Origin of the sequence: Steroidobacter sp. (genome assembly GCF_016790065.1) — a bacterium.
GTDB lineage: Bacteria > Pseudomonadota > Gammaproteobacteria > Steroidobacterales > Steroidobacteraceae > Steroidobacter.
Map to the genome: position 1 here is coordinate 1 of NZ_JAEUPY010000163.1, position 16,961 is coordinate 16,961.

The following is a 16,961-nucleotide window of genomic DNA, read 5'->3' on the forward strand; positions in this document are numbered from 1 at the left end:
AAATCGCGCTGACGGGCACTCCTAGCTTGCGGCCGAGTTCTTCTGCCGAATTCACAAAGTCGTCGGGGCCGGCGGCGGTGATTTGAGTCTGCTCGCGCAGGGCAGGCTCAATCGCGTGTAGCCACGCCTCGGCTAACTCCAGCACCGTGCCGTCATAGCAGCCGGGCAGGCCAAGCTCGCTGGCCAGCCGGCTGGCGATTCCAAACTCTTCGAGTGACGGCACGGCGGCGATCACGCCGTCGGGCATGCCGGGGACCAGGATCGTGGACGGGCGAGGGCGGAAGGAAAACGCAGCGGCGGAGCCGAGCAAAACGAGCAGCGGCGCGCGCGGGTCAGCGAAGTGCAACTCGTTGGCGGTCCGAAGGACCGCTGCTTGAGCTGAGTCAGTGCCGATCAACAGCCGCACGCATCACCTACAGAAAAATCGCTGATCAAAAGCCACTTCAACAGCCAGGCCCCGCGCCAGCGCCGAGCCTCAGCTATTGAAACTGCCGGCGAGCCTGAACGTTGCGGGCGATGGTGGCGAGTACGGCCATGCGCACGGCGACACCATTAGTAACCTGCCGCTGGATCACCGACTGCGGGCCGTCGGCCACGTCGCTGGCGATTTCAACGTCGCGATTCATCGGGCCGGGGTGCATGACGATGGCGCCGGGGCGGGCCTTGGCGACGCGTTCGGCGGTGATGCCGAAGGTGCGGTGGTAAGTCACTTCATCGGGAATCGCCGCGCCACTCATCCGCTCGCGCTGGATGCGCAGGGCCATGATCACATCGACGCCGCTGATCGCCTTGTCGATATCGGTAAAGCGCGTGGTGCCTTTGAACTCATCTTTGCCGGGCATCAAATCTTCCGGAGCAGCGATGCGCAACTCCTCGACGCCGAGCGTGGTGAATGCATGCCAGGCGGAGCGAGCGACGCGCGAGTGGCTGATGTCGCCGGCGATCAAAACCTTGAGCTTGCTGAAATCGCCCTTGGCCTGGCGCACGGTCAGCGCATCGAGCAAGCCTTGGGTGGGATGTGACAAGTGCGCTTCGCCGGCATTCAAAATACAAACATGTGGCGCGACGTACTTGGAAACGTACGCCGGCAAGCCCGGCTCGGAGTCCCGCATGACCAGGATGTCGGCCTGCATGGCCTGCAGCGTGTAAATCGTATCGAGCACCGTCTCGCCTTTGACGCGCGAGGACGATTGCATGTCCAGGTTGACCACGTCGGCGCCGAGCCGCTGGGCGGCCAGCTCGAACGACACGCGCGTGCGCGTGCTGGGCTCGAAGAACAGATTGGCGACTGTATGTCCGGCCAGCGTCTGATCGCGGGCGGCCAGATCGCCGGGGGCACGGACGTAGAATTGGGCCAGGTCCAGCAGCGCGAGCATTTCGTCGCGGCTCATGCCGTCCAGGGTAATCAGGTGTCGCAGGCGCCCCTCGGGGTCGCGCTGTACTTTGGCGCTTAGATCGGTACTCATAGTCGGGGCGGGATTGTAGCCGAGGCCCCGGCGTTCGGGTGGCCGAGGCGCGTTATGATGCCGTCTTCCGGCCTGTCGCAACGGGGCGTACACCCGAGGAACCCATGAAAGACCAGACCATTGCCATTCACGGCGGCTATCAGACCGAACCGACCACGCATGCGGTCGCGGTGCCCATCTACCAGAACGTCGCCTTCGAGTTCGACAGTGCCCAGCACGGCGCCGATCTGTTCAACCTGGCGGTCCCCGGCAACATCTATACGCGCATCATGAACCCCACCTGCGACGTGCTGGAAAAGCGCATCGCGGCTCTGGAGGGCGGTATTGCAGCGTTGGCGGTGTCGGCCGGTAGCGCGGCCATCAACTACGCCATCCTCAACTTGGCCGAGGCCGGTGACAACATCGTCACCACGCCGCAGCTGTATGGCGGCACGTACACCTTGTTCGCGCACATGCTGCCCAAACTCGGCATCGAAGTGCGCTTCGCCGAGGGCGATTCGGCCGCCGCGCTGGAGCGCCTGATCGACAAGAAAACCAAAGCGGTGTTTTTCGAGACCATCGGCAATCCGGCCGGCAACATCGTCGACGTCGCTGCGGTGGCCGCCATGGCTCGCAGTCACGGGGTTGCCACGATCGTCGACAACACGGTCGCGTCGCCGGTATTGCTCAAGCCGTTCCAGCATGGCGCGGACATCGTCGTGCACTCGGCCACCAAATACATCGGCGGTCATGGCACCACGCTTGGTGGTTTGATCGTCGACTCCGGCCAGTTTCCTTGGGCCCAGCATAAAGATCGTTATCCGATGTTCAGCGAGCCGGAAGCGTCGTATCACGGCGTTGTATACGTCGACGCGCTCGGCCCAGCTGCGTACATCGGTCGCGCTCGCACCGTGCCGCTGCGAAACACCGGCTCGGCGTTATCGCCATTCAACGCGTTCCAACTGCTGCAGGGTATGGAAACGCTGCCGCTTCGTATGCAACGTCATTGCGAAAACGCTCAGCGAGTCGCCGAGCATCTGCAATCTCACAAAGCGGTGCAGTGGGTGCGTTACGCGGGCTTGAAAGATCATCCGCATCACGCGTTGGCGCAGAAGTACATGAAGGGCCGCGCGGCCGGCATTCTCACGTTCGGCGTGCATGGCGGATTCGAGGCGGGCGTGAAGTTCTACGACGCGCTCAAACTGTTCAAGCGTTTGGTGAACATCGGCGATGCCAAGTCGCTGGCTTGCCACCCGGCGTCGACCACGCATCGTCAGTTGTCGGAAGACGAGCAGCGCAAGGTCGGTGTGTCGCCCGAGGCGATTCGCTTGTCGGTGGGCATCGAGGACATCGAAGACATCCTGGAAGATCTGGATCAGGCGCTAGCCGCCGCGCGCTGATCGTCGCGAGCTCAAGAAGCCTTCAGCTGTTTTCGGCAGCTGAAGGATTTTCCATCCATTGTTCGAGCAGCAACCGAGCCGCGAGCATGTCGACATCGGCATGCGTGTTGCGCCTCTTCTTAGCGCCCGACGCACGCGCTTCACGCAACAACGACTCTGCTTCGCGTGAGCTCAAGCGTTCGTCGACGAGTGCTACTGGCTGGCCGAAGCGTTGTTTCAATTCGGCACCGAAGGCACGACAAGTGTCGGTGAGTACCGTCGGCGTGTCGTCCATGTTCCAAGGCAGTCCGACCACGAATTGGGAGGGCTGATATTCGCGCACCAGTTTCTCGATGGCCGGCCAAGGCACATCGACGCCACGTTCCAACGTAACTAGCGCGCGTGCGGTACGTGTCAGCGTGTCGCCGCTAGCGACGCCGATGCGACGGGTGCCGTAATCGAAGGCGAGAATGACCTGCGGGCTCAGGCGTGGCCCACCTGATCGCTGATGGTGGCGAGATCCACGCCCAGCAAACGGCCGGCAGCGCGCCAGCGTTGTTCATAGGGTGTGTCGAACAGAATGCGTTCGTCGGCCGGCGCAGTCAGCCAGGCGTTTTGTGCCAGCTCGGTTTCCAGTTGGCCGGCGCTCCAGCCGGCGTAGCCCAACGCCACCAGCGCAGTGTCCGGCCCGCTGCCGCGAGCCATGGCATTGAGGATGTCGGGCGAGGTGGTGACTTGCAGCCGCGGCGACACTTGCCGGGTGTGTTCCCAGTGACCGCCCACCTGATGCACCACAAAGCCGCGATCGGTTTGCACCGGGCCGCCTTGTAGAACTTGCTGGTGGCCGTACACCCCGGGCGCCGTCGGCATTTTCAGCTGCTCGAACACATCCAGCAGCCGCATCTGTAACGGCCGGTTGATGATGATGCCGAGCGCGCCATCGGCATTATGTTCCCAGATGAACGTGACGGTCTGGGCGAAATTACTGTCGGTCATCGCCGGCATGGCGATGAGGAACTGATTGGTGAGGAAGTCGCCTGCGGACATGGCAGCAAGTATCGGGCGGCGCCGGGCCGGGCTCAAGCACGCAGGATCATTTTTTGAGTGCGCCCAGGAATTGCCATTCGTAGGCAAAGCGCAACTCTTGATATTGCTTGCGCAGCTCGCTCGGGAACGGATCGAACGGCGAGGCGAGGCGCAGGATGGACAGCGCCGCTTGATCGATTTCCTTATTACCGCTGGAGCGCCGGATCAGGGCGTCGCCCAAGTTGCCGTCGGCTTTCAAGGAAACTTCCAACACCGGATTGCCGGTCTGGCCATCGCGCGCATATTGCGGAAAGTTCAGTGTGCCGAGCCGCTCGACCTTGGTACGCCAGGCATTCAGGTAGGGCGCGAGTTTGGATTCGCGGGTATTGGGCACGATCTCGATCGCGCCATCGAGCCGCTTGCCGCGCAACACCAGGCTGGTGTCGGTGGCGCTGGTCGCGATCGGGCGAGGTGCAGTAGGTGATAACGCCAGCGGCGCTTCGGCTTGCTGCGATGGATTGTTTTCGCCGCTGCGATACTCGACTTCACTGCGGTCGCTGCGGCTGCTGATGATCTCGGTGGATTTCTGACCGGCCACCGCTTCGCGATATTCATCGCTGTTGCCGTCGGGCACGCCGTCCTGTTCGGCCAACAACGCCGACGACGCGGGATTGGCCGGGCGCACTCGATCATCGGTGGTGCCGCTGCCTTGCTGGCTGCGTTGAGCCAGATATTGAGCGTTGGGATTGTCGGCGGCGCGAGTGTCGTTACTGGTGAGCAACAAGACTTCCAAGGTCGGCGTCGGGCCGCTGTCACCGCGCGGCACGGCGAAAGTGATACCGAGAATCACGATGCCATGAAACAGCGCGGCCAAAAATAACGTGGTGGTCAGCCGATCGTTGACGGGTGCCTGGCCCTCCTGCAAATCGCTGGAGAGCGGCGCGTCTTCGGGGCTGACCGAGGCCTTCATGACAGTCGTTTCTCTATCGCATCCATCAGCAGACCGGCAATTTGGGTGCCGAACTGTTTGTCGATTTCGCGCACACCGGTGGGACTGGTGACATTGATTTCAGTGACGAAGCCGCCGATCACATCCAGACCCACGAACAGCATTCCGCGGCGCCGCAGCTCCGGGCCGATCTGCGCGACCAGCCAGCGATCGCGCTCGTTCAGCTCACGGCCCACGCCTTTGGCGCCGGCAGCGAGATTGCCGCGATTGTCGGTGGCCGACGGGATGCGAGCCAATGCGTACGGTGCCGGCTCGCCGTCGATCACCAAAATGCGCGAGTCGCCGGTGTCGACGATCTCGGGCAGATATCTCTGCACGATGGCGAAGCGCGTGCCGTACTCGGTCATGGTCTCGAAAATCACATTCGCGTTCTTGTCGCTTTGTTCCAGTACGAAAATGGAACGCCCGCCCATGCCGTACAGCGGTTTACAAACGACGCGCTGATGTTCCTTCAGGAACGCATGCATGTCGCCCATGTCGCGGGTGATGAGGGTCGGCGCGCAGCACTGGGGGAACCAGGCCGTGTACACCTTCTCGTTCATGTCCCGCAGGCCTTGCGGCTTGTTCACCACCAACACCCCGGCGTCCTCGGCCCGCTCCAGGATGTACGTCGTATAGATGTACTCCATATCGAAGGGCGGATCCTTACGCATCAGGATGACGTCGAATTCGGCCAAACCCTGCTGTTGGGATTCGCCCAGGGTGTACCAGTCCTCGAGGTCGTTGCTGACCGTGAGCGGCGCCAGCCGGGCCAGCGGCACGCCGTCGCGCAGCCACAGGTGCTGCTGTTCGGCGTACCAGATCTGCCAACCGCGCTCCTGGGCCGCCAGCAGCATGGCCAGTGTGGTGTCCTTGGCCGGCTTGATCTCCGAGATGGGATCCATGACCACGACGAGGCGCGGCGGTTGGGAGACAGTGCGGGGCGGGGTCATGGGCGCATTTCACCTGGAAAGTCGAGCATTCGCATCACATTGAATTCGCGCCGCGAGTTCTCTGTGACGGGCTTCATAGTATAGGAAGCCGGGCGATGGCGGCCCTATAACCAATATGTTAAAAGTTCCGGCGGTTGTGCTTGAGGAAATAGTGCGATGGAGAATCTAGCAACGAGCCAGTCCGCCCGGCTGTCGGGCCTGAAAGTGCTGGTCATCGATGACAGCAAAACCATCCGTCGCACGGCCGAGACGCTGCTGTCCAAGGAAGGGTGCGAGGTATTCACTGCGGTGGACGGTTTCGACGCCCTGTCCAAGATCGCCGACCATCAGCCGGACATCGTGTTCGTCGACATCATGATGCCGCGGCTGGATGGCTATCAGACCTGTTCGCTGATCAAGCACAACAAGGTGTTCCGCTCCATTCCGGTGATCATGTTGTCGAGCAAGGACGGTCTGTTCGATCGTGCGCGCGGCCGCATCGTCGGTTCCGAGCACTATCTGACCAAACCTTTCACCAAGGATGAGTTGTTGAACGCAATCGAAACCCACGTCGGCGCCGCTAGGTAACGGGCATGCGCGCAGCATTGGCAACTCGAACGGAGCAAGGTACGGCGGAGCAAGGTATGGCACTGATCCTCATCGTCGACGATTCGCCGACGGAAGTGCATGTGATGCAGAAGGCACTGGAACGCCATGGCTATCAGACGGCCTCGGCCGGCGACGGCGCCGAAGCCATCCGCAAGGCCAAGGAAATGAAGCCCGATCTGATTTTCATGGACGTGGTGATGCCGGGCGTGAACGGCTTCCAGGCGACCCGCAAGCTGGCGTCCGATCCGGACACCAAGGCGATTCCGGTGATCATGGTCACTTCCAAGGACCAGGAGACCGATCGCATCTGGGGCATGCGCCAGGGCGCCAAGGACTATCTGGTGAAGCCGGTGTCCATGGAAAAACTGATCGAAAAGGCGCAGGCGGCCCTGGCGGGCTGACCGCGACCGTACCGACAGGAACCGTCTTAAGGAAATGAGCGCCACCGCCGCACTAAAATCCCTTCGCGACAAGCCGTTCGATCTCCTGAGGGAGCTCGAGCGTCTGGCGCGCGTCGCGTTGACCGGGCAGGGCCGCGATGCGGCCACCGAGCGCGAATGGGTCGGCGTGGCCTTCCGCTTGAGTTCGGAGAGTTTTCTGGCGGCCCGCGAGGAGACTCGCGAGGTGCTGAGTTATCCCTCGGTAGTGACGCGCGTACCGGGCGCGAAACCTTGGATTCGTGGCATCGCAAATGTGCGAGGTCAGTTGTTGCCGGTGGTCGATCTGCGAGCGTATCTAGGCGGCGGCATGACCAGCACCAATCGCAGTACGCGGGTGTTGGTGGCGAATCATCGCGAAGTGCCGGCCGGCCTGTTGGTGGACGAAGTGCTGGGCTTCCGGCGGTTCGCCGACGGCGATTTTTCCGCCACGCCGCCGCCGACCATCGTTCGCTGCGAACGGTATCTGGCCGGCGCGTTCCGGCGCGGTACCGAGAGCTGGCCGGTGTTCAGTCTGCGCTCGCTGTTGGAGAGCGCCGAGTTTCTGCAAGCCGCGGCCTCTTAGGTCGCCTTGAAGTCGATCGAGCCCGATTCATTGCCTTAGCAGTCATTGGCGATATTGGACGAGTTGGAAAGACGGTCGTGCAAAACAATTACAGCATCAGCACACGGCATGCGCCGCAGCCTGCGATTGCGGGTATGCACGGCGTTGCGTCTTTCAACGCTGATGGCATAGCCGCGGCGAATTCAGCGCAGGGAGCGCCAAGCGATAAGGATGGGCACCATGGCTGAGACAAAAATGATTGGTGTGCGCTTCCTGCCGGCCTTGATGGCGGTGGCGCTGGCGTGCGTGATCGTGGCGCTGGGTTTGTTAGCGTTCGCAGGGCGGGACACCGGCGGCGACGAACAAAGCATGCGCGAGATGAACGAGCTGCTGGCGCTGTCCCAGAAGCTGCCGTTGCAAGCCAACGCTGCGTTGAGCGGCACGCCGGGCGCTTTCAACGCGCTGTCCGAATCGCGCACTCGTTATGCCACGCTGGCCGCTTCGCTCGGTCCGGACGTACAAAGCTTCGCCGGCTCCACCGATTTGTTGAAACAGAGTCAGGCCATTCTCAACGCGCAGGAAGCCATCGAAGGCGTGCAGAAATCTGCCGTCGAAGTGCGTGCGTTGGTGCCGCAGCTGTTACAGAGCCTCGGTAACGTCGCGAGCGCGCTCGGCTCGCCCGGCATCGAAGGCATGACGCGTCACTTGGAACGTTTCGAACTCACCGGTCTGCGTCTACAACAGGACATCGAAGCGCTGGCCAACGGCGTCAGCGATGCCACCGTGATCGCGCGTCGTCTGGCGGACGGTAATGACTATATGGGTCAGGTCGTCGGCGGTCTGGGCGGTGAAGATGCCGGCCTCGGCCTGCCCAAGGTCACCGGTCCAGAAGCGGAAGGTCGCTTCAAGAGCACCAGCTCTTTGTATGCACAATTGAGCGAGAAGGTCCGGACGGCGATTACTTCAGCTGATCGCGTGAAGGCTGCTCGTGATGCTACGGCAGCGCTCGCGACCAGCGGCGACAAGATCTATGCAGCGTTTGCGACTCGCGTCGGCGTGCCGGGCGGTGCGGCTGCCGGTGTCGTGAATAGCAAAGCATTGCCCATCGGTTTGCTGGCGCTCGGTTTGATTGCCATGCTGGTGCTCTCGGCGCTGTACAGCGCCGGCGGCAACATTCGCAAACAGCTGGAAGTGCAGGCGAGCAAGAACGAACGTAACCAAGAGGCGATTCTGCGGCTGCTCGATGAACTGTCGAGCCTGGCCGACGGCGATCTCACGGTGCAGGCCACGGTGACTGAAGACATCACCGGCGCCATCGCCGACTCGATCAACTACGCCATCGAAGCGCTGCGCGAACTGGTGGCGACCATCAACGAATCCGCCGTGTCGCTGGATTCCGCCGCCAAACAAACGCAAGGTTCGGTCGGTCAGCTGGCCAAGGCCTCGGTGGCGCAGTCCAAACAAGTAGCGCTGGCTTCGGAGTCGGTGGCCGCGATGGCCGGCTCGACCGAAGAAGTGTCCGGCAACGCCGAGCGCTCTGCCGACGTGGCGCGACACTCGGTGGACGTGGCCCACAAGGGTGGCGAAGCCGTGCGTCGTACCATCGACGGCATGAACACCATCCGCGAGACCATTCAAGAAACGTCCAAGCGCATCAAGCGCCTCGGCGAAAGCTCGCAGGAAATCGGCAACATCGTCGAGCTGATCAACGACATCGCCGAACAGACCAACATCCTGGCGTTGAACGCGTCCATCCAGGCCTCGATGGCCGGTGAAGCGGGCCGCGGTTTCGCGGTCGTCGCCGACGAAGTGCAACGCCTGGCGGAACGCGCCGCCAACGCCACCAAACAGATCGAAGTGCTGGTGCGCACGATTCAAGCCGACACCAACGAAGCGGTGGTATCGATGGAACGCAGCACCACGGACGTGGTGGGCGGCGCGCTGCTGGCCGAAAACGCCGGTGCGGCGCTGGAAGAAATCGAGCAGGTGTCGAATCAGATCGCCAGCCTGGTGCAGAACATTTCGGCCAGCGCGCGCCAGCAATCCTCGGCTGCGCAAAACATCGCCCGCAACATGGGCGTGCTCAGAGAGATCAGCTCGCAGACGGCGGAGAATTCCGCAGCTACGTCCGGTTCAGTCGGCAAACTTGCCGAGCTGTCCTCGCAGCTGCGTAAGTCCGTCGCGGGCTTCCGTCTGCCGGATGCTGTGTCCGGTGGCTCCGCCTTGTTGACCGACCCGGCTCGAAAAGCGCCGGCCGCGGCGCCGCCGTCGCTCACCGCGACGGGCACCAGCACTGCCGCGAACCGTACCGCCGCGCCGAAGAAAGTCAGCGGTCTCAACGCTTAAGCTTCGCTCAAAAACATGGCTGAGGTTTCATCGCAGACTCTGCACATCGTTGCGCGCGAGCTCGCCAGCGAACTGAACGAAGCCCGCGCTTCGTTGGAAGCATTCGGCGAGCAACAGGACAACCTGGCGCTGCTACGAAAGTGCAACGAACACCTGCACGCGGTGCATGGCGCTCTGCGCGTCGCCGAAGTGTATGGCGCGGCATTGCTGGCCGAAGAAATGGGCCAGGTCGCGAACTATCTGATCGCCAACTTCAACGAGAAACGGCATCTCGCCGAAGGCCTCGACGCGCTGATGCGCGCGATGGTCCAGCTGCCGACTTATCTCGAACGAGTGATGAGCGGCGGGCGCGACATGGCGCTCGTGCTGTTGCCGTTGTTGAACGACCTGCGCGCGGTGCGCGGTCATGCGTTGTTATCCGAAGGCACGCTGCTGCTGCTGAATCTCAGCTCGGATCAGCAAGCCAATCCGGTCGCCGGTCCCGCCGAAGGTGCACTCACCGTCGCGCAGTGGGCTCGCAAGTTGCGCACTCGTTTCCAGCTCGGTTTGTTGGGTTGGATCAAGGGCGAGCGCGTCGATCAGAATCTGGAAATCCTGTCGCGCACCGCTGAGAAGCTCGAACACGTTGCGACCACGCAGGCGGTGTTCCAGCTGTGGTGGGTCGTCGGCGCCGTGCTCGAAGCGATGCGCGAGACTGGCCTGGAAGGCAGTGCCTCGATCAAACGTTTGCTCGGTCAGGCCGACCGCGAAATGAAACGTTTGTATGAATCGGGCGAAGCTCGCTACGCCGATTCGCCGCCGCTCGAACTGCTGAACAATCTGCTCTATTACGTGGCTCGTGCGCGTAGCAACGGTCCACGCGTCGCCGCGGTTCGTGCTTCGTTCCGGTTGTCCGAGTTGCTGCCGGTCGACGAAGGCGTCGAACAGGCGCGCGAAAGTTTGTCGGCGCCGTCGGTCAAGCTGATGAAGACGGTGGCTGCGGCCATCAAGGAAGATTTGAGTCGAGTCAAAGACGCGCTGGATATTTTCGTGCGTCAGGGCGGCACTCAAGTCGACGAGCTGGCACCGCAACTGGAACTGTTGAAGAAGATCGCCGATACGCTCGGCGTGCTGGGTCTCGGCGAACTGCGCGACAAGGTGCAGTCCGAGACTACGGATCTGCAAGCCATCGTCGTGCAGAAGTCCAAGGCCAGCGAAGCCACGCTGCTGCGTATGGCCGCCACGCTCATCAAGGTCGAAGACAGTCTGGATGAGCAGCTGGTCGGCATGATCGTGCCGACGGCGGCTGAAGCCGGCAGCGCGCCGGCCAAGCCCGCGGGCCCGGACGAAATCGAATTCCGCCTGGTCACCGAAGCGGTGCTGCGCGAATGTATCGTCAACATGGCGCGCATCAAGGAAGCGATCGCGCACACGTTGGACAAGCCTCGCGAAGGCGCGGCTGTCGATCAGATTCCTCAGCTCATGCGCGGCATCACTGCTGGCTTGCTGATGCTGGGCAAGACGCGCGTGGTCGAGATCATGGAAGGCATCGACAAGGCGCTACAGAATTTTGTTCGCAGCGACGGACTGACGTTGCCGCAAGAGGCGGTGGATCGGCTCGCCGACGCCATCGTCGCCGTCGAGTACTACATGGAAACCATCCAGGCCGGTCGCACCGATCCCTGGTACATGCTCGACAACGCCGAGACCTGTCTACGGTTCCTCGCTGAAACTCAGCCTGTGCCGCGTTCCGAAGCATTCGGTGGCACGACGCCGGATCACGCTCGTACCGTGGTCATCGAACCGCACGCGCCGACCATGGCGCTCGGTACCGAACACGAGCCGACGGCAGTGCTCGATCCTGTGACTCAGGAAGTGCGCCGGCCGACCAAGGTAGTGACGCCGCCGCCTGCAGCTCCTGCCATGCCGCCGGCGTTGACCAAGCCGGTAGATCGCGAAGTCGATCCGGAATTCGTCGAGCTGTTCATCGAAGAAGCCAAGGACGAAATCGCCAAGCTCAATCAGTTCTTCCCGCTGTGGGATGCCAACCCGCAGGATCAGGAAGCGCTGGTCAACCTGCGCCGTTCCTTCCATACGTTGAAGGGCAGCGGTCGCATGGTGGGCGCGCAGCTGATCGGCGACTTCGCGTGGTCGGTCGAGAACATGTTGAATCGCGTCATCAACAAGACGCTGGATCGCACGCCCGACATCATGTCGCTGATGCGCTCGGCGGTTGCCGCTGTGCCGGAGCTGGTCGAACAGCTCGAAACCGGTCGCGCGCCACAAGCTGACATCGCGAAGATCATCAACACGGCGAACACGCTTGCCGGCGTGCGCCCGCCTGCAGCACCTGCCGCTGCTCCCGTTGCCGCCGCGCCGGCGCCGCGTCGCCCTGAGCCGCCGGTGTTGGCGCCTGCGATGGAAGCGCCGGTGTTGTCGCCGCTGCCGGAAAAAAAAACAGCCCCAGCGCCGGAAGTAATATCCCCCGAAGCGGCATCGGCAGAATCCCCAATGGATCCGGGGTTACACGAGATCTACGCCAAAGAAACCGCGGGACACCTCGCGACGATTCATAAGTTCATCGCGGCGTGCCAGCTGGCGACGCCGCCTTATGTCGTTACCGAAGATCTGCATCGCTCCTGTCATACCCTGAGCGGCACGGCGAAAACTGCCGGCGCGCGTCAGGGCATCAAAGTCGCCGAGCCGCTGAATCGATACATTCGCAAGCTCTACGACAATTCCATCGGCATGTCCCAGCCCGGGCTCAATTCGCTGCGGGACGCGGTCACTGCGATTCAACAGGTCGTCGAGAACATCAACGAGAACACCGGGTTCTTCCTCGACCACAACTTGATCGTGCAGCGGCTGGTGGAGCTGGAGCGCGAGCTCGACTCGGATATTTCACGCATCGCCGAGCAAGGCGCGACTACGACTGCCAGCGGCACGAATATGGATGTTACCGGTGAGCATCTGGTTGCTCCGACTGCGGCCACCAGCATCAACGAGCTACTGCATGTCGACGCACCTCCTGGCGCGGTCGATGTGGAAGAGCTGTCGTTGACTGCGGTCAACGCGATGTTGCCGCCGCTCGAGCCCGAAACATTTGAACTCAGCCCGGTTGAGCCTAGCGTGCTCGCTGCCGGCACGCTGCTGCCGTCGGATGAAGAACTGCTTGCATCGACCGAGCCGCCCAAGCTGGATGTGCCTGAACTGGCCGTTGAGTATTCCGGTCTGGAGTCGGCGGATATCGTGGTCGAGGAAATCACGCTCGATTCTGCGGCGCTGAGCGGCGAGACCGAAGCGGTCGGCGAAGAGATCGTGCTCGGCTCGGTCGAAGTGACGCCCGAGGAAATCGTGCTTGGCGAGTCTGCTGAAGTCGTCGAGATCGAATCCGACGCCAGCGCGCTGGATACCTTGCAGTGGTCGTATGACCATTTCCCGGCGGATCGCGCCGGTGCCGCGGCGAACAGCGATGTTTCCAACGCTGAGTTGCAGGTCGATGCCACCGACTTGAACTTGGACACCGATCTCACTGAAGAAGCCGCTGCTTTGGCAGCGCTGACTCAAGTGACCGAAGAGCCGGGCATCGTGGTCGATGAAGAGATCATTCTCGACGGTAGCAACCGCACGTTGTTACAGCTGAACGAGCCGCTGCCCGAGGAAGCCACCGATCTGGTGGTCGAAACCTCGGAGTGGGCCGCCAACTTCGAACCTTCCGTGCTGCCGCCCGACCCGCCCGCCGCCCGCGAGGAAGCTGAGACAATTCGCAGCCCGCTGCTGCTCCCAGCCGAACCAGTGCCCGTACCGCCGCCGGTGGTTGCGCCGGTTGTGGCTGAGGTGGTCGAGGAAGATTACGACGACAGCGACTTCGATCCAGATGTCGCGGCTATCTTTACTGAAGAAGCCACCGAGCTGCTGGAAGTGGCCGACCAGTCACTGTCCTCTTGGATTCTAGATCGCGCCAACACCGCGCTGGTGTTCGAGCTCAAGCGGGTGGTGCATACGCTGAAGGGCGGCGCCCGCATGGCAGGCATCCGCGCCATGGGCGATCTGAGCCACGAATTGGAAACATTGATGGGTCTGGTCGAAACCGGCCAAGTCCCCGCCGAACAGAAAGTGTTCGACGCTTTGCAAGCCAGCCTCGACGAACTGCATCGCATGCGCGATCAGGTCGCCAACGGCGAGCGTTGCAAGCCGGCGCGCGAGTTGATGAATCGCATCCGAGCGCTGTGCGGTCACGAAGTTGAAGCCCCGCCGGCGGCTGCGCCGACAGTGGCCTCGCTGGCGACAGCCGCTATTTCGCCGGCTGCGCCGATTGCGCCTGAAGTCCTGCCGCCTGTCGCTGTGTTCGACGCGCCCGTTGAAGAAGTCGTTGAGATCGAGAACTACTCGCCCGACGATAGAGACGTCGGTTCGCAAACCGACATCGTCCCGACGCTGACCGACATCGAAGCACTGACCGAGGAAGGTGTCGCCGAGCGAGACCAATCGGAACAAGCTCATTCCGAGCAGGCGCTGGCCGACGAAGCGCGCTTCGGGCAAGCAAGCGATGAGCAGCGCTCAGCCAAGGGCTGGGGCGACGCGCTGTCCGAATCGTTCCCTGCGCTTTCTCACGGCGCCGCGCCGAGCGCGTCAGAGCTCGAAGCCGTCTCCGAAGTCGAAGTTGAATTCGGTGCCGACGAGCTGGGCGCAGTGGCGCCTCGCGAATCAGTTCGCGTCGAAGAATCTCCTGACGCTGCCATCCAAGCTGAGCACGCCGCAACGGGTGTGCACGCAGCTCACGACGTGGCTGCAGTCGCACCCGAGCTGCCGCCCGATGCCGAGCAGCAGGAAGAAGCCGAACCGCAGGCGCCGGCCTTGCCGGGCCGCGAGAAGCCAGTAACGCAAGAGCCTCGCGAGTTCGCGCGCGTCGACGCGGACTTGCTGGACAACCTGCTCAACAACGCCGGCGAAGTCAGCATCTTCCGCTCGCGTATGGAACAGCAAGTCAGTTCCATCGAGTTCAACCTCGCCGAGCTGGGTCGCACCGTCACGCGTTTGAAAGATCAGCTGCGCAAGATCGAGCTGGAAACCGAATCCCAAATCCTGCATCGCCATCAGGAAGAGTTCCCGGATCGCGCCGACTTCGATCCGCTCGAGATGGATCGTTACTCGACCATTCAACAGCTGACGCGCGCCTTCGCCGAATCGGTGAGCGACGTGAGCTCCATCGAAGGTCTGCTCGAGAACCTCACGCGCGAAGCGCAGAACCTGCTGCTACAACAGTCGCGCGTCGTGACTGAAATGCAGAACGGCCTCATGCGCACCCGCATGGTTCCGTTCCAGCGTCACGTGCAACGTCTCAGCCGCTTGGTGCGCCAGGTGGCGAACGACACCAACAAGCGTGTCGAGCTGGTGGTGGTCGGTGCATCCGGCGAACTGGATCGACAGGTGTTGGAGCGCATGCTCCCGCCGTTCGAGCACATGCTGCGTAACTCGGTGGTGCACGGTATCGAAATGCCCGACGAGCGCGTGGCTCGCGGCAAACCGGCGCAAGGCACGATCAAAGTCGGCCTGCATCGCGAAGGCTCGGAAATGGTCATCGTGCTCGAAGACGACGGCCGCGGCATCGACGTGAACGCGGTGCGCGAGCGCGCCAAGCAGAAAGGCTTGTTACAAGCGGGCCGCGTGCTGAGCGACGAAGAAGCCATGCAGCTGATTCTGGAGCCGGGCTTCAGCACCGCCAGCAACATCACCCAACATGCCGGCCGCGGCGTTGGCATGGACGTGGTGGTCAACGAGATCAAGAAACTCGGCGGCGCGTTGTTTACAGCGTCCGAGCCGGGCAAGGGTGTGAAGTTCACCATTCGCTTGCCGTTCACGCTGGCCATCACGCAAGCGTTGATCGTGCGCACTGGCGACGAGTTGTATGCGCTGCCGTTGCCGTCGGTCGAAGGCGTGGCGCGCATTCCGAAGTCCGAGGTCGAGAAGCATCTCGGTGAAGACACGCCGACCTTTAGCTACGGCGGCCAGGTCTATCGCTTGCAACATCTCGGCGCGTTCGTTGGCGGCGGTCCGTCGGCGTTGCCCGAGCTCGATGTCTCGGTGCCGCTGATCCTGATCCGCGCCGGCGAACATTCGACGGCAATCGTCGCTGACGAATTGGTAGGCAGCCGCGAGATGGTGGTGAAGTCGGTGGGCCCGCAGATCGCTACGATTCGCGGCATCGCCGGTGCCACGATTCTCGGCGATGGTCGCATCGTGATCATCTTGGACATGGGCACGCTGGTGCGCTCGGATTGGCGCGGCGGCAGGGTGCCGTTGGAACAGCAAGGGCCGAAGCAAGACAACCGCACGTTCGCGTTGGTGGTCGACGATTCGATTACCGTGCGCCGTGTGACGCAGCGTCTTCTCGAGCGCAATGGCATGCGAGTGATGACGGCGAAGGACGGCGTCGATGCGTTGTCCATCCTGCAGGATCACATCCCGGATGTGATCCTGCTCGACATCGAAATGCCGCGTATGGACGGTTACGAGTTGGCGACGCAAGTGCGAGCCGACGCACGGCTCACCGATATCCCAATCGTCATGATTACTTCGCGCGTCGGCGAGAAGCATCGCGCGCGAGCCATCGAGATCGGTGTGAACGATTATCTGGGCAAGCCGTATCAGGAGAATCAGTTGCTCGATGCCATCGAGCCGTTGGTGCAGGCTGCCCGTAAAAGGAAAGTGTCGTGAGCGCCGATATTCCTGCACACGAGTTATATAGCCTGCTGATTCCGCTGGCTCAGGAACGATTGATCGTGCCGAGAGCTTGCGTGGCGGAAGTGGTGACCTGGCAGACGCCGGAGAAAGTTGAAGGCGTGCCGCCTTGGTATTTGGGTACGATTTCTTGGAGTGGCAGGCCGGTGCCGGTCATTTCCTTCGAAGCTGCTTGTGGGCAGGCTGTGCCGCCTCCTGGCACACGTACTCGTATCGTCATTTTCGTTGCCTTGAGCAGTCAGGTGACTGGTGGGTACTTCGGGGTCATTACTCAAGGCTTCCCGCAGTTGGTTCGGGTTAACAATGACGTTGTGAAGTCGGACCCTAGCCGGACGTTTCCGGAGCGTGGGCCGATTCTGTGTCAGGTGCGCATGCTCAATGAGTCGCCTTTGATTCCGGACTTCGAGCATCTTGAGCAGATGATTAGCGAAGAGAGCCGAGCCGCCTGAGCTCTGGTGGTTCGCGTCGGCTGGTGGGTCCTATTTACACCGGCACCGTTCTCCCCCATGTACATTCGCGGTCGCGCGGGCCGGCC

The 16,961-nt window shown here is 62.3% G+C and carries 12 protein-coding genes and 1 pseudogene; 7 read left to right on the plus strand and 6 right to left on the minus strand.

Annotation, left to right across the window (positions count from 1 at the left end):
• Positions 1-406, minus strand: a pseudogene (locus JNL55_RS06860) (dihydroorotate dehydrogenase electron transfer subunit); the annotation flags it as partial.
• Positions 407-479: 73 nt separating this feature from the next.
• Positions 480-1,466 carry an aspartate carbamoyltransferase catalytic subunit gene (locus JNL55_RS06865; protein WP_293851140.1) on the minus strand — a complete coding sequence of 329 codons (987 nt, stop codon included), beginning with the start codon at positions 1,464-1,466 and terminating at the stop codon, positions 480-482.
• A gap of 104 nt (positions 1,467-1,570) precedes the next feature.
• On the opposite strand from JNL55_RS06865, the gene JNL55_RS06870 reads away from it, so the two are divergent.
• Positions 1,571-2,845, plus strand: coding sequence for an O-acetylhomoserine aminocarboxypropyltransferase/cysteine synthase family protein (locus tag JNL55_RS06870; RefSeq protein ID WP_293851143.1), 1,275 nt, complete (start codon positions 1,571-1,573; stop codon positions 2,843-2,845).
• A gap of 22 nt (positions 2,846-2,867) precedes the next feature.
• On the opposite strand, the gene ruvX is transcribed toward JNL55_RS06870, so the two are convergent.
• Genes ruvX through gshB form a run of 4 tightly spaced genes read right to left on the minus strand, consistent with a single transcriptional unit; the run spans position 2,868 to position 5,791 of the window.
• On the minus strand, positions 2,868-3,377 hold the full coding sequence (ruvX, locus tag JNL55_RS06875) for a Holliday junction resolvase RuvX (RefSeq protein ID WP_322111012.1): 510 nt from the start codon (positions 3,375-3,377) through the stop codon (positions 2,868-2,870).
• Entirely contained in the window at positions 3,308-3,871 is a 564-nt protein-coding gene (locus JNL55_RS06880; RefSeq protein WP_293851145.1) for a YqgE/AlgH family protein, read from the minus strand. Before JNL55_RS06880 ends, ruvX begins: the two co-directional genes overlap by 70 nt.
• Positions 3,872-3,917: 46 nt before the next feature.
• Positions 3,918-4,820, minus strand: a complete 903-nt coding sequence (locus JNL55_RS06885; protein ID WP_293851148.1) for an energy transducer TonB — start codon at positions 4,818-4,820, stop codon at positions 3,918-3,920.
• Complete coding sequence (gene gshB / locus JNL55_RS06890) at positions 4,817-5,791, minus strand: glutathione synthase (RefSeq protein ID WP_293851150.1); 975 nt, start codon at positions 5,789-5,791, stop codon at positions 4,817-4,819. Before gshB ends, JNL55_RS06885 begins: the two co-directional genes overlap by 4 nt.
• Positions 5,792-5,947: 156 nt before the next feature.
• Between gshB and pilG the strand changes: the two genes are divergently transcribed.
• The 6 genes from pilG (at position 5,948) to JNL55_RS06920 (ending at position 16,875) form a co-directional block, all read left to right on the plus strand.
• Positions 5,948-6,358 carry a twitching motility response regulator PilG gene (gene pilG, locus JNL55_RS06895; protein WP_293851152.1) on the plus strand — a complete coding sequence of 137 codons (411 nt, stop codon included), beginning with the start codon at positions 5,948-5,950 and terminating at the stop codon, positions 6,356-6,358.
• Positions 6,359-6,414: 56 nt separating this feature from the next.
• Positions 6,415-6,780, plus strand: a complete 366-nt coding sequence (locus JNL55_RS06900; RefSeq protein ID WP_129776618.1) for a response regulator transcription factor — start codon at positions 6,415-6,417, stop codon at positions 6,778-6,780.
• A gap of 34 nt (positions 6,781-6,814) precedes the next feature.
• Positions 6,815-7,381: a chemotaxis protein CheW gene (locus tag JNL55_RS06905; RefSeq protein WP_293851159.1), complete on the plus strand. Its 567-nt coding sequence runs from the start codon at positions 6,815-6,817 to the stop codon at positions 7,379-7,381.
• Between the two features lie 219 nt (positions 7,382-7,600).
• Positions 7,601-9,706, plus strand: a complete 2,106-nt coding sequence (locus JNL55_RS06910; RefSeq protein ID WP_293851162.1) for a methyl-accepting chemotaxis protein — start codon at positions 7,601-7,603, stop codon at positions 9,704-9,706.
• A gap of 15 nt (positions 9,707-9,721) precedes the next feature.
• A complete protein-coding gene (locus tag JNL55_RS06915) occupies positions 9,722-16,402 on the plus strand; it encodes an Hpt domain-containing protein (protein ID WP_293851165.1) in 6,681 nt (2,226 codons plus the stop codon).
• Entirely contained in the window at positions 16,399-16,875 is a 477-nt protein-coding gene (locus tag JNL55_RS06920) for a chemotaxis protein CheW (RefSeq protein WP_293851167.1), read from the plus strand. Before JNL55_RS06915 ends, JNL55_RS06920 begins: the two co-directional genes overlap by 4 nt.
• The last annotated feature ends 86 nt before the right edge of the window (positions 16,876-16,961 follow it).

What these genes read in the sequence shown, in the direction of transcription:
- JNL55_RS06865 (WP_293851140.1), bottom strand. Translation starts at nt 1,466, where the DNA reads ATGAGTACCGATCTAAGCGCCAAAGTACAGCGCGACCCCGAGGGGCGC.
- JNL55_RS06870 (WP_293851143.1), top strand. Translation starts at nt 1,571, where the DNA reads ATGAAAGACCAGACCATTGCCATTCACGGCGGCTATCAGACCGAACCG.
- JNL55_RS06880 (WP_293851145.1), bottom strand. Translation starts at nt 3,871, where the DNA reads ATGTCCGCAGGCGACTTCCTCACCAATCAGTTCCTCATCGCCATGCCG.
- JNL55_RS06885 (WP_293851148.1), bottom strand. Translation starts at nt 4,820, where the DNA reads ATGAAGGCCTCGGTCAGCCCCGAAGACGCGCCGCTCTCCAGCGATTTG.
- gshB (WP_293851150.1), bottom strand. Translation starts at nt 5,791, where the DNA reads ATGACCCCGCCCCGCACTGTCTCCCAACCGCCGCGCCTCGTCGTGGTC.
- pilG (WP_293851152.1), top strand. Translation starts at nt 5,948, where the DNA reads ATGGAGAATCTAGCAACGAGCCAGTCCGCCCGGCTGTCGGGCCTGAAA.
- JNL55_RS06900 (WP_129776618.1), top strand. Translation starts at nt 6,415, where the DNA reads ATGGCACTGATCCTCATCGTCGACGATTCGCCGACGGAAGTGCATGTG.
- JNL55_RS06905 (WP_293851159.1), top strand. Translation starts at nt 6,815, where the DNA reads ATGAGCGCCACCGCCGCACTAAAATCCCTTCGCGACAAGCCGTTCGAT.
- JNL55_RS06910 (WP_293851162.1), top strand. Translation starts at nt 7,601, where the DNA reads ATGGCTGAGACAAAAATGATTGGTGTGCGCTTCCTGCCGGCCTTGATG.
- JNL55_RS06915 (WP_293851165.1), top strand. Translation starts at nt 9,722, where the DNA reads ATGGCTGAGGTTTCATCGCAGACTCTGCACATCGTTGCGCGCGAGCTC.